Raw genomic sequence first — 20113 nt, 5'->3', positions numbered from 1 at the left:
AGAAGCGCCAGCGGGTCTGAGGTTCGCGGCATTCTACTGGAATTGAGGAGCGCTATGGATATCACTGAACTGCTGGCGTTCAGCGCCAAACAGGGGGCGTCGGACCTGCACCTGTCCGCCGGGTTGCCGCCGATGATCCGCGTCGATGGCGATGTGCGGCGCATCAACCTGCCGGCGCTGGACCACAAGCAGGTCCATGAACTGATCTACGACATCATGAACGACCGGCAACGAGTAGATTACGAAAAGTTTCTGGAGACCGACTTTTCCTTCGACGTGCCGGGTGTGGCGCGGTTCCGGGTCAACGCCTTCAACCAGAATCGCGGCGCGGGGGCGGTATTCCGGACCATTCCGTCGAAAGTCCTGACCATGGAAGACCTGGGGATGGGCGAGGTGTTTCGCAAAGTGACCGAGGCGCCGCGCGGGCTGGTGTTGGTGACCGGGCCGACCGGTTCGGGCAAGTCCACCACCCTGGCGGCCATGATCGACCATTTGAACAGCCACAAGCACCATCACATCCTCACCATTGAAGACCCTATCGAGTTCGTTCACGAACCGCGCAAATGCCTGATCAACCAGCGCGAGGTGCACCGCGACACTCAGGGGTTCTCCACGGCCCTGCGATCGGCCCTGCGGGAGGATCCGGACGTGATCCTGGTAGGGGAGATGCGTGACCTGGAGACCATCCGCCTGGCGCTGACCGCCGCGGAAACCGGGCATCTGGTGTTCGGCACACTGCACACCACATCGGCGGCCAAGACCATTGACCGAGTGGTGGACGTGTTCCCCGGTGACGAGAAGTCCATGGTTCGCTCGATGTTGTCGGAATCGTTGCAGGCGGTGATTTCCCAGACGCTGGTCAAGAAGATCGGCGGCGGCCGGATCGCGGCGCATGAAATCATGCTGGGCACCTCGGCCATCCGGAACCTGATCCGCGAGGACAAGGTGGCGCAGATGTACTCGGCCATCCAGACCGGTGGTTCACTGGGGATGCAGACGCTGGATATGTGTTTGAAGGATTTGGTGAACAAAGGCTTGATCAGCCGCGAACATGCGCGGGAACGGGCGCGTTCGCCGGATAATTTCTAGCGGGGGAGGTGGTGTAGCCCTGTGGCGAGGGAGCTTGCTCCCGCTGGGTGGCGCAGCCGCCCCAAACTGACCAATGATCTCTGTGGGCCTCATCATTTTGGGTCCGCTTCGCGGCCCAGCGGGAGCAAGCTCCCTCGCCACAAAAGAGCCATGTAGGCTTCAGATCAGCGCTGAACCACGCGCATCGCCCCCGGCTCCTTCGGCAGAACCCGCTTGGCCACCACGTAATGGGTGTCCCAGTACGGCTTGTTCAGCGTGTCGATAGTCACCGACTTGCCACGGCGCGGAGCGTGGATGAAACGGTCGTTGCCCAGGTAGATGGCCACGTGATTGACTCGGCGGCTCTTGAGCTTGAAGAAAATCAGGTCGCCGGGCTTGAGATCCTTGCGTTCGACTTTCTCGCCATGACCGGCAGCCATCGCATTGGAGGTGCGTGGCAGGTCGAAGGTGGCGTCGTTGAAGGCGTATTTCACCAAGCCGCTGCAATCGAAGCCTTTACTTGGGCTACTGCCGCCCCAACGATAAGGTGTGCCGAGTACATTCACGGCGCGACTCAGCACGTTGCTGCTTGCTTTGGTCGCCATCGGCGGAACCAGTTTGCTGTTCGCCGTGCTCAAGCGCTGGGCGCTTGGCTTGTTCTTGCTCAAGGAAGCAGAAACATGGGATTTCGGGGTGTAGCCGTTGACGTTGGGAAGACGTTGCTCACGATTGGTGGCGTGGGCGGCCAGTGGCAATAATAGGCAAATGGTTAGCCATGTCTTGAAAAATGGACGCATTAGGCAGGGCTCTTAAAGGTTAGCGCGCAACTTTATAACAGCTTTTTTCGCTGTTCCGAGGCCGTTTGTCGATTCGAAACTTGGCGCCAACCCCGCATGATTGTGACAAATTGACCCGATTGTCCGACAGAACCCCGACACCACGGGGGTTTCCTTGGTTCAAAGTTGCTCAGGACCGCTTGTCGGCGAGACACAAAAAAGTCACAAAAAATCCGAAAAAATTTATCTATCGAGGCAAAAGAGGCCATTCATGAACAGCTATCAGCAGGATGCGATCCGCGATACCCACAGCAAAGTCATCGGGTATCTGCTGTGGATTTTCGGTTTCACCGGGGCCCACCGTTTCTATTACGGCAAGCCGGTCACGGGCACGATCTGGTTCTTCACCTTCGGCCTGCTGGGCATTGGTTGGTTGATCGACCTGTTCCTGATCCCGGCCATGGATCGCGAAGCGGACCTGCGTTTCACCCCAGGGCCTATCGAATACAGCGTGGCGTGGATCCTGCTGACGTTTCTCGGGGTGCTTGGCGTACACCGGATGTATCAGGGCAAGTGGCTCAGCGGGATTATCTACCTGCTGACGGGAGGGGTGTTTTTCCTGGGGGTGCTGTATGACTTCTGGACCCTGAATGATCAGGTTTCGATTCGGAATGCGCAGAAGCGGGGGGCTTTCCAGTAAGACCGAGTCGCTTGCATCGCGAGCAGGCTCGCTCCCACATTGGATCGAGGTGTTCACACATCATGTGTTCACCGAAGATCCCTCTGTGGGAGCGAGCCTGCTCGCGATAGGAGCGACGCGGTATCAGGCCTGGTGGGTGATCCGCCCATCCATCAAGGTGTAGCGCACCACACCCGGTAAGCTGTGGCCCAGGAACGGACAGTTGTCACCCTTGGAACGCCAGGCTTCGCCGGCCACGGTGGACGCGGCTGGGTCGAACAGCACCAGGTCCGCCGCCGCGCCAACCGCCAGTTTCCCTGCCGGCAATTGCAGCGCCTGGGCCGGGCCGGCGCTCAGGCGTGCGAGCAAGGTCGGCAGGTCGAGCAAGCCGTCTTCCACCAGTGTCAGGGCCAGCGGCAGCAGCAGTTCGACGCTGCTGATACCCGGCTCGGTGGCGCCGAATGGTGCCAGCTTGGCATCGCGCTCATGGGGCTGGTGGTGGCTGGAAATGGCCGAGATCACCCCGGATTTCACCGCCTCGCGCAAGCCCTCGCGGTCGGCGCGGGTGCGCAGCGGCGGCTGGACGTGGTAGACGCTGTTGAAGTCGATCAGCGCTTCGTCGGTCAGGATCAATTGGTACAGCGCCACATCGGCGGTCACCGGCAGGCCACGGGCCTGGGCCTGGGCGATCAGCGCCGCGCCGCGAGCACTGGTCAACTGGCTGAAGTGGGCGCGCACGCCGCTTTGTTCCACCAACAGCAGATCCCGGGCCAAGGCTACGGTCTCGGCGGTTTCCGGAATGCCCGGCAGGCCGAGGAAGCTGGCGGTCGGGCCCTCGTGGGCCAGGCCGCCTTCGGCCAGGTCGTGGTCCTGGGAGTTGAAGATCACCGTCAGGCCGAAGGTCGCCGCGTATTCCAGGGCGCGGCACAGGGTACGGGTATTGCGGAAACTGTTCAGGCCGTTGCCAAACGCCACGCAACCGGCGTCGCGCAGGGCGATGAGCTCGGCCAGTTGCTCGCCGTCCAGGCCCTTGCTCAGTGCGCCAATCGGGAAGACCTTGGTGTTGCCGGCCTCGCGGGCGCGGTCGAGGATCAGTTCGGCCACGGCCGAGGTGTCCAGCACCGGTTTGGTCTGCGGCGGGCAGCACAGGCTGGTCACGCCACCGGCGGCAGCGGCACGGGTTTCGCTGACGATGCTGCCTTTGCGGCTGTAGCCCGGTTCGCGCAGGGCGACGTTCAGGTCCACCAGGCCGGGGGCGGCCACCAGGCCTTGGGCGTCGACGGTCTCGACCGCGACGAAACCGGCCGGCGCGGCGCCCAGGGCGACGATCTTGCAGGCATCGATATGGATATCAGTCACTTGATCCAGGCCGCTGGCTGGATCGATCACGCGTGCGCCGAGAATGCTGAGCTTCACTGGGCGTTCTCCTGGTCGAATTGGCGCTGGGCCGTTTGCCCGCTCATGGCCATGGACAGCACGGCCATGCGGATGGCGATGCCGTAGGTCACCTGGTTGAGAATCACCGAGTGCGGCCCGTCGGCCACCGCCGACTCGATCTCCACGCCGCGGTTGATCGGCCCCGGGTGCATGACGATGGCATCCGGCTTGGCCCCGGCCAGGCGGGCGGTGGTCAGGCCGAACAGGCGGTAGAACTCGCCTTCGCTAGGCAGCAGGCCGCCGGTCATGCGCTCACGTTGCAGGCGCAGCATGATCACCACGTCCACATCCTTGAGGCCTTCGGTCATGTCGGTGTAGACCTTCACGCCGTACTGCTCGACGCCGATGGGCAGCAGGGTTTTCGGCGCGATCACGCGGATGTCCGGGCAGCCGAGGGTCTTGAGGGCCAGCATGTTCGAGCGGGCCACTCGCGAGTGCAGGATGTCGCCGACGATGGCCACCGACAGGTTCTCGAAACTGCCCTTGTGCCGACGGATGGTCAGCATGTCCAGCATGCCCTGGGTCGGGTGGGCATGACGGCCGTCGCCGCCATTGATGATCGCCACTTGCGGGCACACGTGTTCGGCAATGAAGTGCGCCGCGCCGGAATCGCCGTGGCGCACGACGAACATGTCGGCAGCCATGGCTTCAAGGTTGCGCAGGGTGTCGAGCAGGGTTTCGCCCTTGCTCGCCGAGGACGTGGACACGTTCAGGGTAATCACGTCCGCCGACAGCCGTTGGGCCGCCAGTTCGAAGGTGGTGCGGGTGCGGGTGGAGTTTTCGAAGAACACGTTGCACACGGTCTTGCCGCGCAGCAACGGGACTTTCTTCACTGCCCGGGCACCGACTTCGAGGAATGAGTCGGCAGTGTCGAGGATTTCCGTCAGCAGCTCGCGGCGCAGGCCGTCGAGGGACAGGAAGTGCCGCAGCTGGCCCTGATCGTTGAGCTGCAGCGGGCGCTTGGTTTCGAGAGGCGTCATCGCGATGGACTCTTACAAGGGCAGTTAAAGGGCAAGGTCTTGCAGTTCGAGTTGCAGCGGCGACGGGCCGGAGAGCTTGACCCGCTCGTGGGCGGCCAGCGTCAGCGTCGCACCGACCACGTTCGGCCGGATCGGCAACTCGGCGGCGTCCAGGTCCAGCAGGCACACCAGCGTCACGCTGGCCGGGCGGCCGTAGTCGAACAGTTCGTTCATGGCGGCGCGGATGGTCCGGCCGCTCATCAGTACATCATCGATCAAGACCAGGTGCTGGCCTTCGATCTCGAACGGCAGGGCCGAGGGGCGCACTTGTGGGTGCAGGCCGTTCTGGCTGAAGTCGTCGCGGTAGAACGACACGTCCAGGGTGCCCAGGGGCGCTTGGCTGCCCAGTTCATCGAGCAAGGCCTGGGCGACCCAGACGCCACCGGTGCGAATGCCGATATAGCGCGGTTCGCTGATGCCGCGTTGTTCCAGGTGCGCCGTGAGACGAATCGCCATCTGGCTGATCAGTTCGGCAGGATTGGGCAGGCTCATGCTGGCTCCTTCAGGTTCCCGGGCCGGTGGTGGGTGGCGCGGTTTGTCGCTAAAAGAAAGCGCCTTGGCGGCGCTTTGTAAAAAATCAGGTTTCGAACAGGGCGGCGTTCGCGTCGAGCCAGCCTTGCAGCAGCAGGGCGGCGGCGATGGCGTCCACCGGGTTGTCGCGGTAACTGCCTTTCTGCCCACCGCGCACCAGGCGCTCGCCCTTGGCCTCGAAAGTGGTCAGGCGCTCGTCATGGGTATAGAAGGGCAGGTTGAAGCGGCCATTGAGCCGGCGGGCGAACTTTTCGGCGCGCAGGCACATATCGCTGGGCGTGCCGTCCATGTTCAGCGGCAGGCCGACCACCACGGCATCGGGTTTCCATTCCTTGATCAGCGCTTCGACCTGGTTCCAGTCTGGAACACCGTTCTGCGCCTTCAATGTACACAACTCGCGGGCCTGGCCGGTGATGACCTGGCCGACCGCCACGCCGATCTGTTTGGTGCCGTAATCGAAGCCCAGCAACAAGCGCAGGGCCATCAGGCGTGTCCTGCCTGGCTGGTGAGCAGGCTGAGGTTGACCCCCAACCGGCTGGCCGCCGCTTCCAGGCGCAGTTCGCTGCTGGTGTTGAACAGGATGTCGGCGTCGAACGGGCAGGTCAGCCAGGCGTTATCGGCCAGTTCGGCTTCCAGTTGCCCAGGTTCCCAGCCGGCATAGCCGAGGGCGATCAGGCTTTTTTCCGGGCCGACGCCGTCGGCGATGGCGAACAGCACGTCCTGGGAGGTGGACAGTGACACACCGTCCAGGTCCACGGTGGCCTGGTATTTGGGGCCCGACGGGTGGAGTACGAAGCCGCGGTCGGTCTGCACCGGGCCGCCGATGAAAATTGGCACGTGCTGGCACAAGAGCGGCGGTTCAACGTCGGGGCGCAACTGCTCAAGAATGTCCGCCAGGTTCAGTTCCTGCGGGCGATTGATCACCAGCCCCATGGCCCCATTGGCCGTGTGCTCGACGATGTACGTCAAGGTATGGGCAAAGTTCGGATCGGCCATGTGCGGCATGGCGATCAGGAAGTGATGCTTGAGGTAGGTGGGGCTGACGTTTTTCATAGGCGCTAGTGTGGCGGCGCAGGGCCGAACTGACAAGCTGGGGATGTGCAGGAAATGCCTCGATCTGGAAGGCGACACCGATCAAATGTGGGCTGTGTGGGAGCAAAGCTTGCTCGCGATCCAGGCGCTGCGGTCCTCAAGAGACCGCGGCGTTTTCATCGCGGGCAAGCCTTGCTCCCACAAAGCCCGCTCCCACAAGGGGATTGACGGTGGGTCAGTTACTGGAAAGGCGATCGCCCCGGGCGAATTTCCAGGTGCGGATGATTTCCAGCCGGTCGATGTCCGACAGATCGCCGGTAAACGGTGCGAACGGCGCGGCCAGGCGCACGATTCGCTGGGCGGCCTGGTCCAGCAGTGGCTGGCCGGAGGATTCGAGCACAAGCACTTCGTACAACGAGCCGTCACGATTGATCGAGACCATTAGCCGCAGGTTGCCGTAGATCTGTTTGCGCCGGGCTTCGTCAGGGTAGTTGAGGTTGCCGATGCGCTCGACCTTCTTGCGCCATTCGTCCTTGTACCAGGCGCCCTTGTCGCGCATGGTCGAGGCGGCGCTCAGGCGGTGGATGCGCGGGCGCTTGGCGTACAGCTGTTGCTCCTGGGCCAGTTCGGCTTCCAGGCTGGCGATGTCGCTGGACAGCTGGGAGCTGTCGAAAGTCGGTGCCGGGGCCTGGGGCTTGGGATCAGGCTTGACCTCTTCCTTGGCCGGGGCTTTTTTCGGCTTTGGTGCCACGGTGGTCACGGCGGCCTTGGGCGCGGCCTCCTGCACTTCGGGCTTGGCCGCTGGCGGTGGGGTGACTTTCTGCACCGTGGTGTCCTGGAACGGCGCGATCTCGGTGGTCTTGGGAATCGCCTTTTTTTCCAGGGTGCCGCTGCCTTGCTGGTTTTCCTGGGCGAGGAAATCGGCCTTCTTGGGCTTGGTCTCGCTCTTGAAGGTGGCCAGGGTGATTTCCAGGGTCTGGCTGATCTGCTTGGGCTCGACCGTGGCAAACCCGACGCCCAGCAGCAGGGCCAGGTGGATCAGCGCCGCCAGGAACAGGGTAAAACCGAGGCGATCAGCCGGGCGCACGCCACGATGGGCGAGCTCTAGGGGCAGATCGGACGGAAGTGTCATGACAAGGAAACCAACATCGCGTTTTTTTCAGGCCGGGCATGATAACGCAATGTGGGTTTCCTTCAGCAGATCTGGATCAACGAGCCTTGAGCTTCTGATCGATGGCATCCATCAGCATGCCGCCGATGTCCGTGCCAAAGGCGTTGTCGATCTCGCGAATGCACGTCGGGCTGGTGACGTTGATTTCCGTCAGGTGCTCGCCGATCACGTCCAGGCCCACGAACAGCAGGCCTTTCTCGCGCAGGGTCGGGCCGACCTGGGCGGCGATCCAGCGATCCTTCTCGGTCAACGGACGGGCTTCGCCACGCCCGCCGGCCGCCAGGTTGCCGCGGGTTTCGCCGGCTGCCGGAATACGCGCCAGGCAATAGTCCACCGGCTCGCCGTCGATCATCAGGATGCGTTTGTCACCATCGACGATGGCCGGCAGGTAGCCCTGGATCATGATCTGCTGCTTGCCGTGCAAGGTCAGGGTTTCCAGGATCACCGACAGGTTCGGGTGGCCGGCGGTGTGCCGGAAGATCGAGGAACCGCCCATGCCGTCCAGGGGCTTGAGGATCACGTCGCCGTGATGGTCGGCAAATTCGCGCAATACGTCCGGGCGTCGGCTGACGATGGTCGGCGGCGTGCATTGCGGGAACAGCGTGGCGAACAGCTTTTCGTTGCAGTCGCGCAGGCTCTGGGGCTTGTTGACCACCAGCACGCCGGCGTTTTCCGCCTGTTCCAGCAGGTAGGTGGAATACACGAACTCCATGTCGAACGGCGGATCCTTGCGCATCAGGATCACGTCCAGGTCACTCAGCAGTGCGTCGCTTTCTTCGCCCAGTTCGAACCACTTTTGCGGGTTGGCGAAGACTTTCAGCGGTTTCATCCGCGCCCGCGCCTGGCCTTCGGCCTGGTAGAGGTCGCGCTGCTCCATGTAGAACAGTTCCCAGCCGCGCTTTTGAGCGGCCAGCAGCATGGCCAGCGAGCTATCCTTTTTATAGGAAATGCTGGCGATAGGGTCCATGACAATGCCGACGCGTACGCTCATGGCTTGGTTCCTCGAAATTTGATTGGGCACATATGGCATGAAAAAGTGGCGTCAGAGTGGCGCCCGGAAGATTGGCGGTCAAGGAAAAACCACCGCGCCGAGCGGCCGATAGATCGGCGATGGAGACTGTGCTAAAAAGGCTGCCATGTGACGTGCGGGCCTTGAACATCAAGGGTTTGCGCTGTCGATCACACTTACGCGTTAAAAATCGGTTCGCAGTGGCAATGGCAGAGCATCTCACGCAGCAACCCAGCGCCTTGAAGGTCATGGTCATCGACGACTCGAAGACCATCCGCCGCACCGCCGAAACCTTGCTGCGCAACGTGGGCTGCGAGGTGATCACGGCTATCGACGGCTTCGATGCCCTGGCCAAGATCGCCGACCATCATCCGGGCATCATTTTTGTCGACATCATGATGCCGCGCCTCGATGGCTACCAGACCTGTGCCCTGATCAAGAACAACAGCGCGTTCAAGGCCACGCCGGTGATCATGCTGTCGTCCCGGGACGGGTTGTTCGACAAGGCCAAGGGGCGCATCGTCGGTTCCGATCAGTTTTTGACCAAGCCGTTCAGCAAGGAAGAACTGCTGGGCGCGATACAGGCCCATGTCCCGGGCTTTGCCGCTGTCCAGCCGCACCAGGCACATTAATGACACTCGGCCATCGGGCCTGGGGTCGACAAGAAAATGGGGAACACCATGGCACGAGTTCTGATCGTCGATGATTCGCCGACTGAAATGTACAAACTGACCGGCATGCTGGAAAAGCACGGCCATCAGGTCCTGAAGGCCGAGAACGGCGCCGATGGCGTGGCCCTGGCCCGCCAGGAAAAACCCGATGCGGTGCTGATGGACATCGTCATGCCCGGCCTCAACGGTTTCCAGGCCACGCGCCAGTTGACCAAGGACCCGGACACCGGCCACATCCCGGTGATCATCATCACCACCAAGGACCAGGACACCGACAAGGTCTGGGGTACGCGCCAAGGCGCGAAGGACTACCTGACCAAGCCGGTGGACGAAGAAACCCTGATCGCGACCCTGAACAAAGTGCTGGCGGGTTGACGGCGCAGCCATGAGCCAATCGCTGACTGCATTCGAATTGCTGCTGCAGATCGATCGGCGTTGCCGGTTGCTGGGGGCGGACCTGCCCTCCCAGCCGACCCATCGCGCCGGCTGGAGCGGCATCGGCTTTCGGTTGGGCGAGCATTGGTACGTGGCGCCGATGGGCGAAGTCAGCGAAGTGCTGCACGAACCACGTCACACACATTTGCCCGGGGTCAAGCCGTGGGTTCGTGGGGTGGCTAACCTGCGCGGGCGATTGTTGCCGTTGATGGACCTGTGCGGTTTCTTCGGTCATGAGCTGTCGCCGGTGCGTAAGCAGCGTCGGGTACTGGTGGTGGATCACGACGAAGTGTTCGCCGGATTGCTGGTGGACGAAGTTCTCGGGCTGCAGCATTTCGCCCAGGACAGTCTGGAACCGACGCTGGTGGATGATCTCGATGGCCCCGAATCGGTTTTCGTCAGGGGGCGGTTTTGCGGCGAGCGCGAGTGGCAAGTGTTCAGCCCGTTTGCCCTGGCGCGCTCGCCAGGGTTCATGGATGTGGCGATTTAACGAGATGCAACGCAGGCCCCTTGTGGGAGCGAGCCGGTGGGAGCAAAGCTTGCTCGCGATGGCAGTGTCTCGGTTGGCGAGAAAACTGTGTCGTTCTCATCGCGGGCAAGCCTTGCTCCCACAGAGCAGCACTGGTTGAGCAGGCTGCACGACAAAGGCTTGCTTACAGTTAATAGCTGTAAGTTGGATTGGGCAGTACAGGCGAGAACCGATGATCAAAGCAAAAACAGGCAAGCCACTGGAAGCGTCGCGCAGTCGTTCGCAGATCATCGTGCTGTTCGTCGCGCTGATCGTCTTCATCATGCTGCTGTTCGCCAACTTCGCTTACCTCAATACCCAATCCACCTACGACAAGCAGTACATCGGCCATGCCGGTGAATTGCGGGTGCTGTCCCAGCGCATCGCCAAGAACGCCACCGAAGCCGCTGCCGGCAAGGCGGCGGCGTTCAAGCTGTTGAGCGATGCGCGCAATGATTTCGCCCAGCGCTGGGGCTACCTGAAGCAGGGCGACCCGGTGACCGGCCTGCCACCTGCGCCCGCCACCCTGCGCCCGCAGATGCGCGCCGTGCAGCTGGACTGGGAGCGTCTGCTCAAGAACACCGATGCCATTCTCTCCAGTGAACAGACTGTGCTGTCGCTGCATCAGGTGGCGGCGACCTTGGCCGAAACCGTGCCGCAGTTGCAGGTCGAGTACGAAAAAGTCGTTGAGATCCTGTTGCAGCGCGGCGCGCCGGCTGCCCAGGTGGCCATGGCCCAGCGCCAGTCGCTGCTGGCCGAGCGGATTCTCGGCGCGGTGAATACCGTGTTGGCAGGGGACGAAAACGCCAGCCAGGCCGCCGACACCTTCGGTCGCGACGCCGCGCGTTTTGGCCAGGTGCTCAATGGCATGTTGCAAGGTGACCCGGCCTTGAAGATCTCCCAGGTCCAGGACCGCGATGCGCGGGCACGCCTGAGCGAAATCAGCGAGCTGTTCGAGTTTGTCTCGGGCTCGGTGGATGAAATCCTCGAAACCTCCCCGGAGCTGTTCAAGGTCCGGGAATCGGCCGGCAACATCTTCAACCTGTCGCAGACCCTGCTCGACGAGGCTTCGCACCTGGCCACGGCTTTCGAAAACCTTGCCGGCGGGCGTTCCATCAATACCATCGGCGGCTATGTGCTGGGTTTGCTGGCGTTGATGTCGATCATCCTGATCGGGCTGGTGATGGTCCGCGAAACCAATCGCCAGTTGCACGAAACCGCGGAAAAGAACGAGCGTAACCAGAACGCGATCATGCGATTGCTGGATGAAATCGAAGACCTGGCCGATGGTGACCTGACCGTTACCGCCTCGGTCACCGAAGACTTCACCGGCACTATCGCCGACTCCATCAATTACTCGGTGGACCAACTGCGCGACCTGGTGGCGACCATCAACCTCACCGCCGGCCAGGTCGCCGCCGCCGTGCAGGAAACCCAGGCCACGGCGATGCACCTGGCCCAGGCTTCCGAGCACCAGGCCCAGCAAATCTCCGAAGCTTCGACTTCAATTAATGAAATGGCCCAGTCCATCGACCAGGTATCGGCCAATGCCGCCGAATCGTCGGCGGTGGCCGAGCGGTCGGTGGAGATCGCCAACAAGGGTAATGAGGTGGTGCACAACACCATTCATGGCATGGACAACATTCGCGAGCAGATCCAGGACACCGCCAAGCGCATCAAGCGCCTGGGAGAGTCGTCCCAGGAGATTGGCGACATTGTCAGCCTGATCGACGACATCGCCGACCAGACCAACATCCTGGCCCTCAACGCCGCCATCCAGGCGTCCATGGCCGGTGATGCCGGGCGCGGGTTCGCGGTGGTGGCCGATGAGGTACAGCGCCTGGCCGAGCGCTCGTCGGCGGCGACACGGCAAATCGAGACCCTGGTGCGGGCGATCCAGGCCGATACCAATGAAGCGGTGATTTCCATGGAGCAGACCACCACCGAAGTGGTGCGCGGCGCGCGACTGGCCCAGGATGCCGGCGTGGCCCTGGAGGAAATCGAGGGTGTGTCCAAGACCTTGGCGGCGCTTATCCAGAGTATTTCCAACGCGGCGCAGCAACAGACCACCTCGGCGGGGCAGATTTCCTTGACCATGAACGTGATCCAGCAGATCACCACCCAAACCTCGTCGGGCTCCACCGCCACCGCCGAGAGCATCGGCAACCTGGCGAAAATGGCCAGTCAGCTGCGCCGTTCGGTGTCGGGGTTTACCTTGCCGGCAGCGCCTGCGGTGGATGAGGACAAGGCGTGACGGACTGGACCTGTCTGGTGGTGATGAGCCTTTGTGGCGAGGGGATTTATCCCCGCTGGGCTGCGAAGCGGCCCCCAGCAATGCTGAATCCAACACCTGTGTCCCAGACTGGCTATTTTGGGACTGCTCCGCAGTCCAGCGGGGATAAATCCCCTCGCCACAAAGGCTGATAAGCGCCTGCGGCATACGACTTTGATTTGGAGTGGTTATGGGTGATCGGCACGACTACGTGGCCCTGGAATGGGTCAAGGGCGAGATTGCCGAAACGCTGAAGCAGGCTCATCTGGCCCTCAACCGCCTGGTGGACGATCCGCAGGCGTCGGATGCCCTCGGGCAATGCCTGGCCTGCATTCACCAGGTCCATGGCGGCCTGCAGATGGTCGAATTCTACGGTGCGGCGTTGCTGGCCGAGGAGATGGAACAGCTGTGCGCCGCCCTGCAGGACAACCGCGTGACCCATCGCGACGAAGCCATCAGCCTGTTGAGCCAGGCCCTGGGGCAGTTGCCGATCTATCTGGACCGCGTACAAGGTGCCCGTCGCGACCTGCCGCTGGTGGTTCTGCCCTTGATCAACGACCTGCGCAGTGCCCGGGGCGAGAGCCTGTTGTCGGAAACCAGCCTGTTCAGCCCCGAATTGCCCGAAATTGCGCCGCTCAGCGACGAGGCCTTGCAGCGTCTCGAGCCCGCTGACCTGCCAAACACCTTGCGCAAATTGCGCCAGACCCTGCAAATGGCCCTGGTGGGCTTGCTGCGCGAACAGGACGACACGACCCACCTCGGTTACCTGGCCAAGGTTTTCCATCGCCTGGAAACGTTGTGTGCCGGGGCGCCGCTCAATGCATTATGGCAGGTGGCCTCGGCGCTGGTCGAAGGCATGCGTGACGGGCGCATCGCCAACAGCCCGGCGCTGCGCAGCCTGTTCAAGGAAGCCGACAAGGAACTCAAGCGCCTGCTGGAGCAAGGCATGCCCGGCATCAATCAGCCGGCACCGCCCCACCTGCTCAAGAGTTTGTTGTTCTATATTGCCAAGGCCGAACATCCCAGCGGGCAGATGCAGATCATGAAAGAACGCTACTCACTGGACGACGCGCTACCCGACAGCGCTATGGTCGACGAAGAACGCGCACGTCTGGCCGGGCCCGACCGTGACGCCATGCGCTCGGTGCTCGCCGCGCTCTGCGAAGAACTGGTACGGGTCAAGGAACGCCTGGACCTGTTCGTACGCAGCGATCGCCAGCACGCCTCGGAGCTGGACAGCCTGTTGGCGCCGCTACGGCAGATCGCCGACACCCTGGCGGTGCTGGGTTTCGGTCAACCGCGCAAGGTCATCATCGATCAACTGGCGGTGGTGTTGAGCCTCGCCCAGGGCCAGCGGGAACCGGATGACGCCACCCTCATGGACGTCGCCGGAGCCTTGCTCTACGTCGAGGCGACCCTGGCCGGCATGGTCGGCACCGTCGAACCCGAGAGCCGCGAAGACACGCACCTGCCCACCACCGACCTGACCCAGATCCACCAGATTGTCATCAAGGAGGCCCATACCTGCCTGCAACAGGCCAAGGACATGATCGTCGACTACATCGACGCGGACTGGAACAGCGAGCAACTACTGCCCTTGCCGGCGCTGCTGACCCAGGTGCGCGGCGCGCTGGCGATGATTCCCCTGAGCCGTGCCGCCAGCCTGGTGGAGGCCTGCAACGCGTTCATCCGCGACCATCTGTTGCTGGAGCAGGCCCAGCCGGGCTGGGAAGAACTCGACCACCTGGCCGACGTGATCACCGGCCTCGAATACTATCTGGAACGCTTGAGCGAGGACCCGGAAACCCCGGGCGAGCCCTTGCTGGACGGGGTCGAACGGAGCCTGGCCGCGCTCGGTTATTTCCCTGACGAAGCACGGGTGCCGGTGCTCGATGATGTGTTGAGCCCCAACGAAGCCCAGGTCATGCAGGACTTGCAGGAACTGGATGACCCGCAGACTGTGCAGTCCTTGGCCGAGGTGCTGGCCAGCCCGGTCTCGGCGGTCAATCCGCCGGCCAGGAGCACCCCGGGCAGCCTGTTACCGCCACCGATGGATGAAAATCCGGTGGACGACGAGTTGCGCGAGGTCTTCCTCGAAGAAGCCGACGAGGTGCTCGACGTTCTGCGTGAGTACCTGCCGCGTTGGAGTGCGCATCCCGACGACCCTGTTGCCCTGGGTGAACTGCGCCGGGCCTTCCACACCCTCAAGGGCAGTGGCCGGATGGTCCGGGCGCTGGTGCTCGGTGAACTGGCCTGGGCTGTGGAAAACCTGCTCAACCGGGTGCTGGAGCGCAGCGTCGAGCCGCAGGCATCGGTGCGTCAGTTGATCGAAGCCACGGTGCAATTGTTACCGGACCTGGTGACCGAATTCGCCGCCAATCGCCAGCGCCAGCGCGACGATGTCGACCGTTTGGCCGCCCGCGCCCATGTCCTGGCCAAGGGCGGCGATGAGGACGATGAGGACGAGCAGGACGTGGCCGCCCTCGATCCGTTGCTGTTGAAGATCTTCGACAACGAAGCCCAGGGCCACCTCGCCAGTCTCAATCGCTTTCTCGACCAGGCGGCCGACCACTTGCCGTTACAGGCCAGCGATGAATTGCAGCGGGCCTTGCACACTCTCAAGGGCAGCGCGTCCATGGCCGGCGTGCTGCCTATCGCCGAGCTGGCCGGTGCGATGGATGAGCTGGCCCGGGAATACCGGGCGCACCTGATTGCCCTGGACCTGGATGAGGTCGAGTTGCTGATGGAAGCCGAAGGGCTGTTACGCCGGGGCTTGCGCCAGTTGCACAGCGAGCCGCTGGCGGCGATTCCCGGTGCAACGGATCTGATCCAGCGCGCCCAAGCCCTGCTGGCCGAGCGCTTGCGCGCCGCCAACAGTGCGCCGGACAAGGCGCTACGGACCAAACGCGACCCACAACTGATCAACAACTTCCTCGCCCAGGGCATGGACATCCTGCTGGATGCCGAAAGCCTCTTGCAGCGCTGGCAGCAGCACCCTGGCGAGGGCCAGGAGCTGAGTGCGCTGCTCGATGAGCTGACCACTCTCGGCGAAGGCGCGCACCTGGCCGACCTGCGTCCGGTCGACGAACTCTGTGAAGCCTTGCTGGACCTCTATGGTGCGGTAGAAGAAAGCAGCCTGGCGGTCAGCGATGAGTTTTTCCGGCAAGCGCAGCTCGCCCACGAAGCACTGATCGACATGCTCGATCAGCTGGCGGCCGGGCAGCATGTGCATGCGCAGCCGGAACGGGTCCAAGCCCTGCGCCGCTTGCTCCAGGAGAGCCTCGACCCGTCGGCCACCGGCCTGATCCGTAGCGATGGTAGCCGGACCCTGAGCATCCGTGAGCTGGGCCAAGCAACAGCGGAAATGGAACGCGCCGCGCCCGCCGATACCTCGGTGGAGGATGAGCTGGCGTCGATTTTCCTCGAAGAAGCCCAGGACATCCTCGAAAGCGCTGCCCAGGCCTTGCAGCGCTGGTTGGCCGATCCGGATAACGGCGCGCCGCTGTCCTCGCTGCAACGTGATTTGCACACCCTCAAGGGCGGTGCGCGCATGGCCGACATCCGGCCGGTGAGCGACTTGGCCCAGGAACTGGAAAATCTCTACGAAGGGCTGGTGGACCGCCGTTACAGTTACAGCGAGGAACTGGCGCAACTGCTCGAAAGCAGCCACGAACGCCTCGACCTGTTGCTTGGACAGTTGCAACAGGGCCAGCCGTTGGGCGATCCCGTGGCGCTGATCGACGCCATACGACGGTTCCGCCAGGACAAGCCTAACGCCATCGAGACGAGCGCAGCGAACCAGGCCGACGGTGCTGGTCATGATCCCGAGCTGCTGGAAATCTTCCTTGAAGAAGGTTTCGATATCCTCGACAGCTCAGGCGCGGCGCTGCTGCGTTGGCAAGAAGAACCGTCGAACCGCCAGGCAGTGGAAACCCTGCTGCGGGACTTGCACACCCTCAAGGGCGGTGCGCGCATGGTGGAAATCGTCCCCATCGGCGACTTGGCCCACGAGCTGGAAAACCTCTACGAAGGCTTGTCGGCGGGCCTGCTTCAGCCGACACCGGCGTTGTTCACCTTGCTGCAGAGCAGCCATGACCGTCTGGCGCAGATGCTCGACGCGGTGCGCGCCGGCCACCCGTGCCCGCTGGCCGACCGGCTGATCGCGCAGATCCAGGCGGTGAATCATCCCCAGGAGAATGCTGCGCCGCAGGCTGTCGCGGCGCCGGAGCCGGCCCCCGTCTCCAATCCCATCGTGAGCCCGCCGGCGGCGCCCGCAAGACCTGACCCTGGTGCCCCGGGCGACGGGGCGGACATGGTCAAGGTCTCCGCCGAACTGCTCGACGACCTGGTGAACCTGGCGGGCGAAACGTCGATCTTCCGTGGGCGCATCGAACAGCAGGTCAACGACGCGCGCGTGGCCCTCGGCGAAATGGAAACCACCATCGAGCGCATGCGCGATCAGTTGCGGCGCCTGGATACCGAAACCCAGGGGCGAATCCTCAGCCGTCAGCAGGTGGAGGCCGAGCGCCTGGGCTACGAAGAATTCGACCCGCTGGAAATGGACCGCCATTCCCAGTTGCAGCAGCTGTCCAGGGCGCTGTTCGAGTCCGCCTCGGACTTGCTCGAACTCAAGGAAACCCTTGATCGCAGCAATCACGATGCCGAGGTCCTGCTGCAACAGCAGGGGCGCATCAACACCGAACTCCAGGAAGGCCTGATGCGTACGCGCATGGTGCCGTTCGAGCGAATGTTGCCACGGCTCAAGCGCATCGTGCGGCAAGTGGCGCAGGAACTGGGCAAGGACGTGGAGTTCGTGGTCGGCAACGCCGATGGCGAGATGGACCGCAACGTGTTGGAGCGCATGGCCGCGCCTTTGGAGCACATGCTGCGCAACGCCGTCGACCATGGCCTGGAGCCGGCCGATGTGCGCATTGCCGCTGGTAAACCGGCCCGGGGGCGCATCAGCCTCGACCTGTCCCGGGAAGGCGGCGACATCATTTTCGACATCCGTGACGATGGCGCCGGCGTGCCGCTGGAGGCGGTGCGGAGCAAGGCGATCAAGCGTGGCCTGTTGGCGCCGGACAGTGACATCAGCGACCGCGACGTGTTGCAGTTCATCCTGCAACCGGGGTTTTCCACCGCGGAAAAAATCACCCAGATCTCCGGGCGCGGCGTTGGCATGGACGTGGTCCACGAAGAGGTGCGGCAACTGGGCGGCAGCATGGGCATCGATTCCACGCCGGGGCAGGGCGTGCACTTTCGCATTCGCCTGCCGTTTACCGTGGCGGTCAACCGGGCGCTGATGGTGCAGTGCCATGAAGACCAGTACGCGATTCCGCTGAACACCATCGAAAGCATCGTCCGGGTGTTGCCCGCCGAACTGGACGGCTATTACCAGCTCGATCCGCCGACCTACACCTACGCCGGGCAACGTTATGAGTTGTGCTACCTCGGCGAGCTGTTGAAAACCGGCGCCCGCCCGAAACTACTGGGCCAGAGCCAACCGTTGCCGGTGCTGCTGGTGCAGTGCAACGAGCGGCACGTCGCCGTGCAAGTGGACGCGACCGCCGGGACCCGGGAGATCGTGGTCAAGAGCCTGGGTCCGCAATTCTCGGCGGTGCAGGGCCTGTCCGGGGCGACGATCCTGGGAGACGGCCGGGTGGTATTGATCCTCGACCTGCTGGCGCCCATCCGTGCCTTGCCCCACCAGGTCCCGCGCCGCCCGACAGCGACGCAAGGGGAGGGCGAACACCAGCGGCCGTTGCTGGTGCTGGTGGTGGACGACTCGGTGACGGTGCGCAAGGTCACCAGCCGCTTGTTGGAGCGTCATGGCATGCACGTGCTCACCGCCAAGGATGGCGTGGACGCCATGGCGCTGCTGGCCGAACACTCCCCGGACCTGATGCTGCTGGACATCGAAATGCCGCGCATGGACGGCTTCGAAGTGGCCACCCAAGTACGCAACGACCCGCGTCTGGCGCACCTGCCGATCATCATGATCACCTCCCGCACCGGCCAGAAACACCGCGATCGCGCCATGGCCATCGGCGTCAACGACTACCTGGGCAAGCCGTACCAGGAATCGGTGCTGCTCGACAGCATCGCGCACTGGAGCAAGACCCATGCATGATTTGCATCTTCATCAGCGCACCAGCCCACTTACCGGCCTGCTGCTGCCATTGGCCGACCGGCACCTGGTGTTGCCCAACGTGGCCGTGGCCGAACTGATCGACTACCAGAGCAGCGCATTCGATATGGACACCCCGCCATGGTTCCTGGGCTGGGTGAGCTGGCGCGAACGGCAAATCCCGCTGCTGAGCTTCGAGTCGGCCTGCGGCCAGAAAACCGTGGTGGGCGAGCGAGCACGCATCGTCGTGCTCAACGCCCTCGGCGGGCGCCCGGAGTTGCGGTTCATTGCGCTGTTGGTGCAAGGCATCCCGCGTTCCTACAAGCTCGACAGTCAGTTGAGCTACGTCGACGTGCCGTTGTGCGGGTTGGAACAGGCGGCGGTGCAAGTGGGGGAGCATGTGGCGAAAGTGCCGGATTTGTTGGCGTTGGAAGAATTGGTGGTGGCCGCGGGATTGGTTCAGCACCACAAACCCTGAGCCATGCACATCTTCTCTGTGGGAGCGAGCTTGCTCGCGAAGGCGGCGGCACATTCAGCATTGATGCAATTAGCCCCACCGCTATCGCGAGCAAGCTTTGCTCCCACAAGATTGGCAGTGGGCACTGATCTTATAAACGACCGAAACCAGTGTGGGAGTGAGCCTGCTCGCGATGGCGGCCTGACAGCCGACCAAGCGTTGTGGGAATGGTCGGACACACTTCCTGACTCAAGTTGATTTTTCCGACGAGCTCTGGCGGTTGCCGGGTGGGAAGGGCTGTCGCTAGTCTTTTCCCGTCGCTGCAAATTCAGCGGCCGGGCTTGGAAATCCGATAAGTAGACGGCGCGAAAGCGCCCTTCATAACGTATGCTTGCGGTCGTTTTTTGACCATGCTTTCGTTATGGCAGCTGTGCGCGGGAGACCTTCGGGTCTGCCGGGCTCGTTTACCCCGGTTTTCCAACCTGCGTACGGCTGCCACCCCCTCGCTTGGAAACGAACGTGGCAGCTCCAACCAGTAAACGGAGTGTCACCCTATGTTCAAAGCCACACCCAATCCCCCCGAGACCAATCCCACCTCAGCCCATGCCGGCCAAGCTTCGCAAAAGCTTGATGAAGCGGCCGAGCGCGCCCTCAGTTTCTATCTCGACCCCAAACCTCAAACCAAAAAGAAACAACCCCCAGGCCAACTGTTCACTGTCGTGGATGACCTCGACAGCGAATGCCTCCTGTCCAACCTCAGCGAAACCCTTGCCTCCGCCAATGTCATGCTCAACGAGCTGGCTTTCGACCTTGAAGGTTCGCCCCGGCATTTTGCCCTCGGCATCCAGCAGATGATCGAACTCAGCGAGTTGCTGGCCCATCGGGCGCTGGACATTGTCGACCCGCGCTAAAGTCGAGCGC

17 protein-coding genes are annotated in these 20113 nt (G+C 62.9%); 9 read left to right on the top strand and 8 right to left on the bottom strand.

Features of this window, described 5'->3' with window-relative positions; all coding sequences use genetic code 11:
• The first annotated feature begins 54 nt into the window (after window positions 1–54).
• Window positions 55–1089, top strand: coding sequence for a type IV pilus twitching motility protein PilT (locus PSH86_RS28610; protein ID WP_109752393.1), 1035 nt, complete (start codon window positions 55–57; stop codon window positions 1087–1089).
• A gap of 164 nt (window positions 1090–1253) precedes the next feature.
• On the opposite strand, the gene PSH86_RS28605 is transcribed toward PSH86_RS28610, so the two are convergent.
• The gene (locus tag PSH86_RS28605) at window positions 1254–1865 is read right to left on the bottom strand and encodes a C40 family peptidase (protein ID WP_109752391.1); all 612 of its coding nucleotides are present in this window, start codon (window positions 1863–1865) and stop codon (window positions 1254–1256) included.
• Between the two features lie 250 nt (window positions 1866–2115).
• Here PSH86_RS28605 and PSH86_RS28600 point away from each other — a divergent pair, with 250 nt between their 5' ends.
• Window positions 2116–2544: a TM2 domain-containing protein gene (locus PSH86_RS28600; RefSeq protein WP_053188929.1), complete on the top strand. Its 429-nt coding sequence runs from the start codon at window positions 2116–2118 to the stop codon at window positions 2542–2544.
• A gap of 123 nt (window positions 2545–2667) precedes the next feature.
• Here PSH86_RS28600 and PSH86_RS28595 read toward each other — a convergent pair whose 3' ends face one another.
• From PSH86_RS28595 to gshB, 7 genes are all read right to left on the bottom strand, one after another.
• Complete coding sequence (locus tag PSH86_RS28595; RefSeq protein ID WP_109752389.1) at window positions 2668–3939, bottom strand: dihydroorotase; 1272 nt, start codon at window positions 3937–3939, stop codon at window positions 2668–2670.
• A complete protein-coding gene (locus PSH86_RS28590) occupies window positions 3936–4940 on the bottom strand; it encodes an aspartate carbamoyltransferase catalytic subunit (protein ID WP_003177495.1) in 1005 nt (334 codons plus the stop codon). Before PSH86_RS28590 ends, PSH86_RS28595 begins: the two co-directional genes overlap by 4 nt.
• 24 nt (window positions 4941–4964) lie before the next feature.
• Window positions 4965–5471 carry a bifunctional pyr operon transcriptional regulator/uracil phosphoribosyltransferase PyrR gene (gene pyrR / locus PSH86_RS28585; RefSeq protein WP_109752388.1) on the bottom strand — a complete coding sequence of 169 codons (507 nt, stop codon included), beginning with the start codon at window positions 5469–5471 and terminating at the stop codon, window positions 4965–4967.
• Window positions 5472–5556: 85 nt separating this feature from the next.
• Window positions 5557–5994, bottom strand: coding sequence for a Holliday junction resolvase RuvX (ruvX, locus tag PSH86_RS28580; protein ID WP_109752386.1), 438 nt, complete (start codon window positions 5992–5994; stop codon window positions 5557–5559).
• The gene (locus PSH86_RS28575) at window positions 5994–6563 is read right to left on the bottom strand and encodes a YqgE/AlgH family protein (RefSeq protein ID WP_018609528.1); all 570 of its coding nucleotides are present in this window, start codon (window positions 6561–6563) and stop codon (window positions 5994–5996) included. Before PSH86_RS28575 ends, ruvX begins: the two co-directional genes overlap by 1 nt.
• Before the next feature lie 214 nt (window positions 6564–6777).
• Entirely contained in the window at window positions 6778–7674 is an 897-nt protein-coding gene (locus PSH86_RS28570; protein WP_116833658.1) for an energy transducer TonB, read from the bottom strand.
• Window positions 7675–7750: 76 nt separating this feature from the next.
• Window positions 7751–8704: a glutathione synthase gene (gene gshB, locus PSH86_RS28565; RefSeq protein WP_116833657.1), complete on the bottom strand. Its 954-nt coding sequence runs from the start codon at window positions 8702–8704 to the stop codon at window positions 7751–7753.
• Window positions 8705–8928: 224 nt separating this feature from the next.
• Between gshB and pilG the strand changes: the two genes are divergently transcribed.
• The 7 genes from pilG (at window position 8929) to PSH86_RS28530 (ending at window position 20103) form a co-directional block, all read left to right on the top strand.
• A complete protein-coding gene (gene pilG / locus PSH86_RS28560; protein ID WP_109752380.1) occupies window positions 8929–9354 on the top strand; it encodes a twitching motility response regulator PilG in 426 nt (141 codons plus the stop codon).
• 48 nt (window positions 9355–9402) lie between these two features.
• Window positions 9403–9768: a twitching motility response regulator PilH gene (gene pilH, locus PSH86_RS28555; RefSeq protein WP_003206465.1), complete on the top strand. Its 366-nt coding sequence runs from the start codon at window positions 9403–9405 to the stop codon at window positions 9766–9768.
• A 10-nt stretch (window positions 9769–9778) separates the two neighbouring features.
• Window positions 9779–10318 (top strand): chemotaxis protein CheW, encoded by a 540-nt coding sequence (locus PSH86_RS28550; protein ID WP_109752378.1) that lies wholly within the window; start codon window positions 9779–9781, stop codon window positions 10316–10318.
• A gap of 211 nt (window positions 10319–10529) precedes the next feature.
• The gene (locus tag PSH86_RS28545; protein WP_109752376.1) at window positions 10530–12590 is read left to right on the top strand and encodes a methyl-accepting chemotaxis protein; all 2061 of its coding nucleotides are present in this window, start codon (window positions 10530–10532) and stop codon (window positions 12588–12590) included.
• A 208-nt stretch (window positions 12591–12798) separates the two neighbouring features.
• Window positions 12799–18738, top strand: a complete 5940-nt coding sequence (locus PSH86_RS28540; protein WP_109752374.1) for an Hpt domain-containing protein — start codon at window positions 12799–12801, stop codon at window positions 18736–18738.
• Window positions 18731–19213: a chemotaxis protein CheW gene (locus PSH86_RS28535; protein WP_232199829.1), complete on the top strand. Its 483-nt coding sequence runs from the start codon at window positions 18731–18733 to the stop codon at window positions 19211–19213. Before PSH86_RS28540 ends, PSH86_RS28535 begins: the two co-directional genes overlap by 8 nt.
• Before the next feature lie 533 nt (window positions 19214–19746).
• Complete coding sequence (locus PSH86_RS28530; protein ID WP_163856289.1) at window positions 19747–20103, top strand: DUF6124 family protein; 357 nt, start codon at window positions 19747–19749, stop codon at window positions 20101–20103.
• The last annotated feature ends 10 nt before the right edge of the window (window positions 20104–20113 follow it).

Source organism: Pseudomonas sp. FP2300 (assembly GCF_030687595.1).
In the GTDB taxonomy this organism is placed as follows: domain Bacteria; phylum Pseudomonadota; class Gammaproteobacteria; order Pseudomonadales; family Pseudomonadaceae; genus Aquipseudomonas; species Aquipseudomonas bijieensis.
Note: the sequence above shows the minus strand (reverse complement) of the source record. Positions and strands in the feature narration are given on the sequence as shown.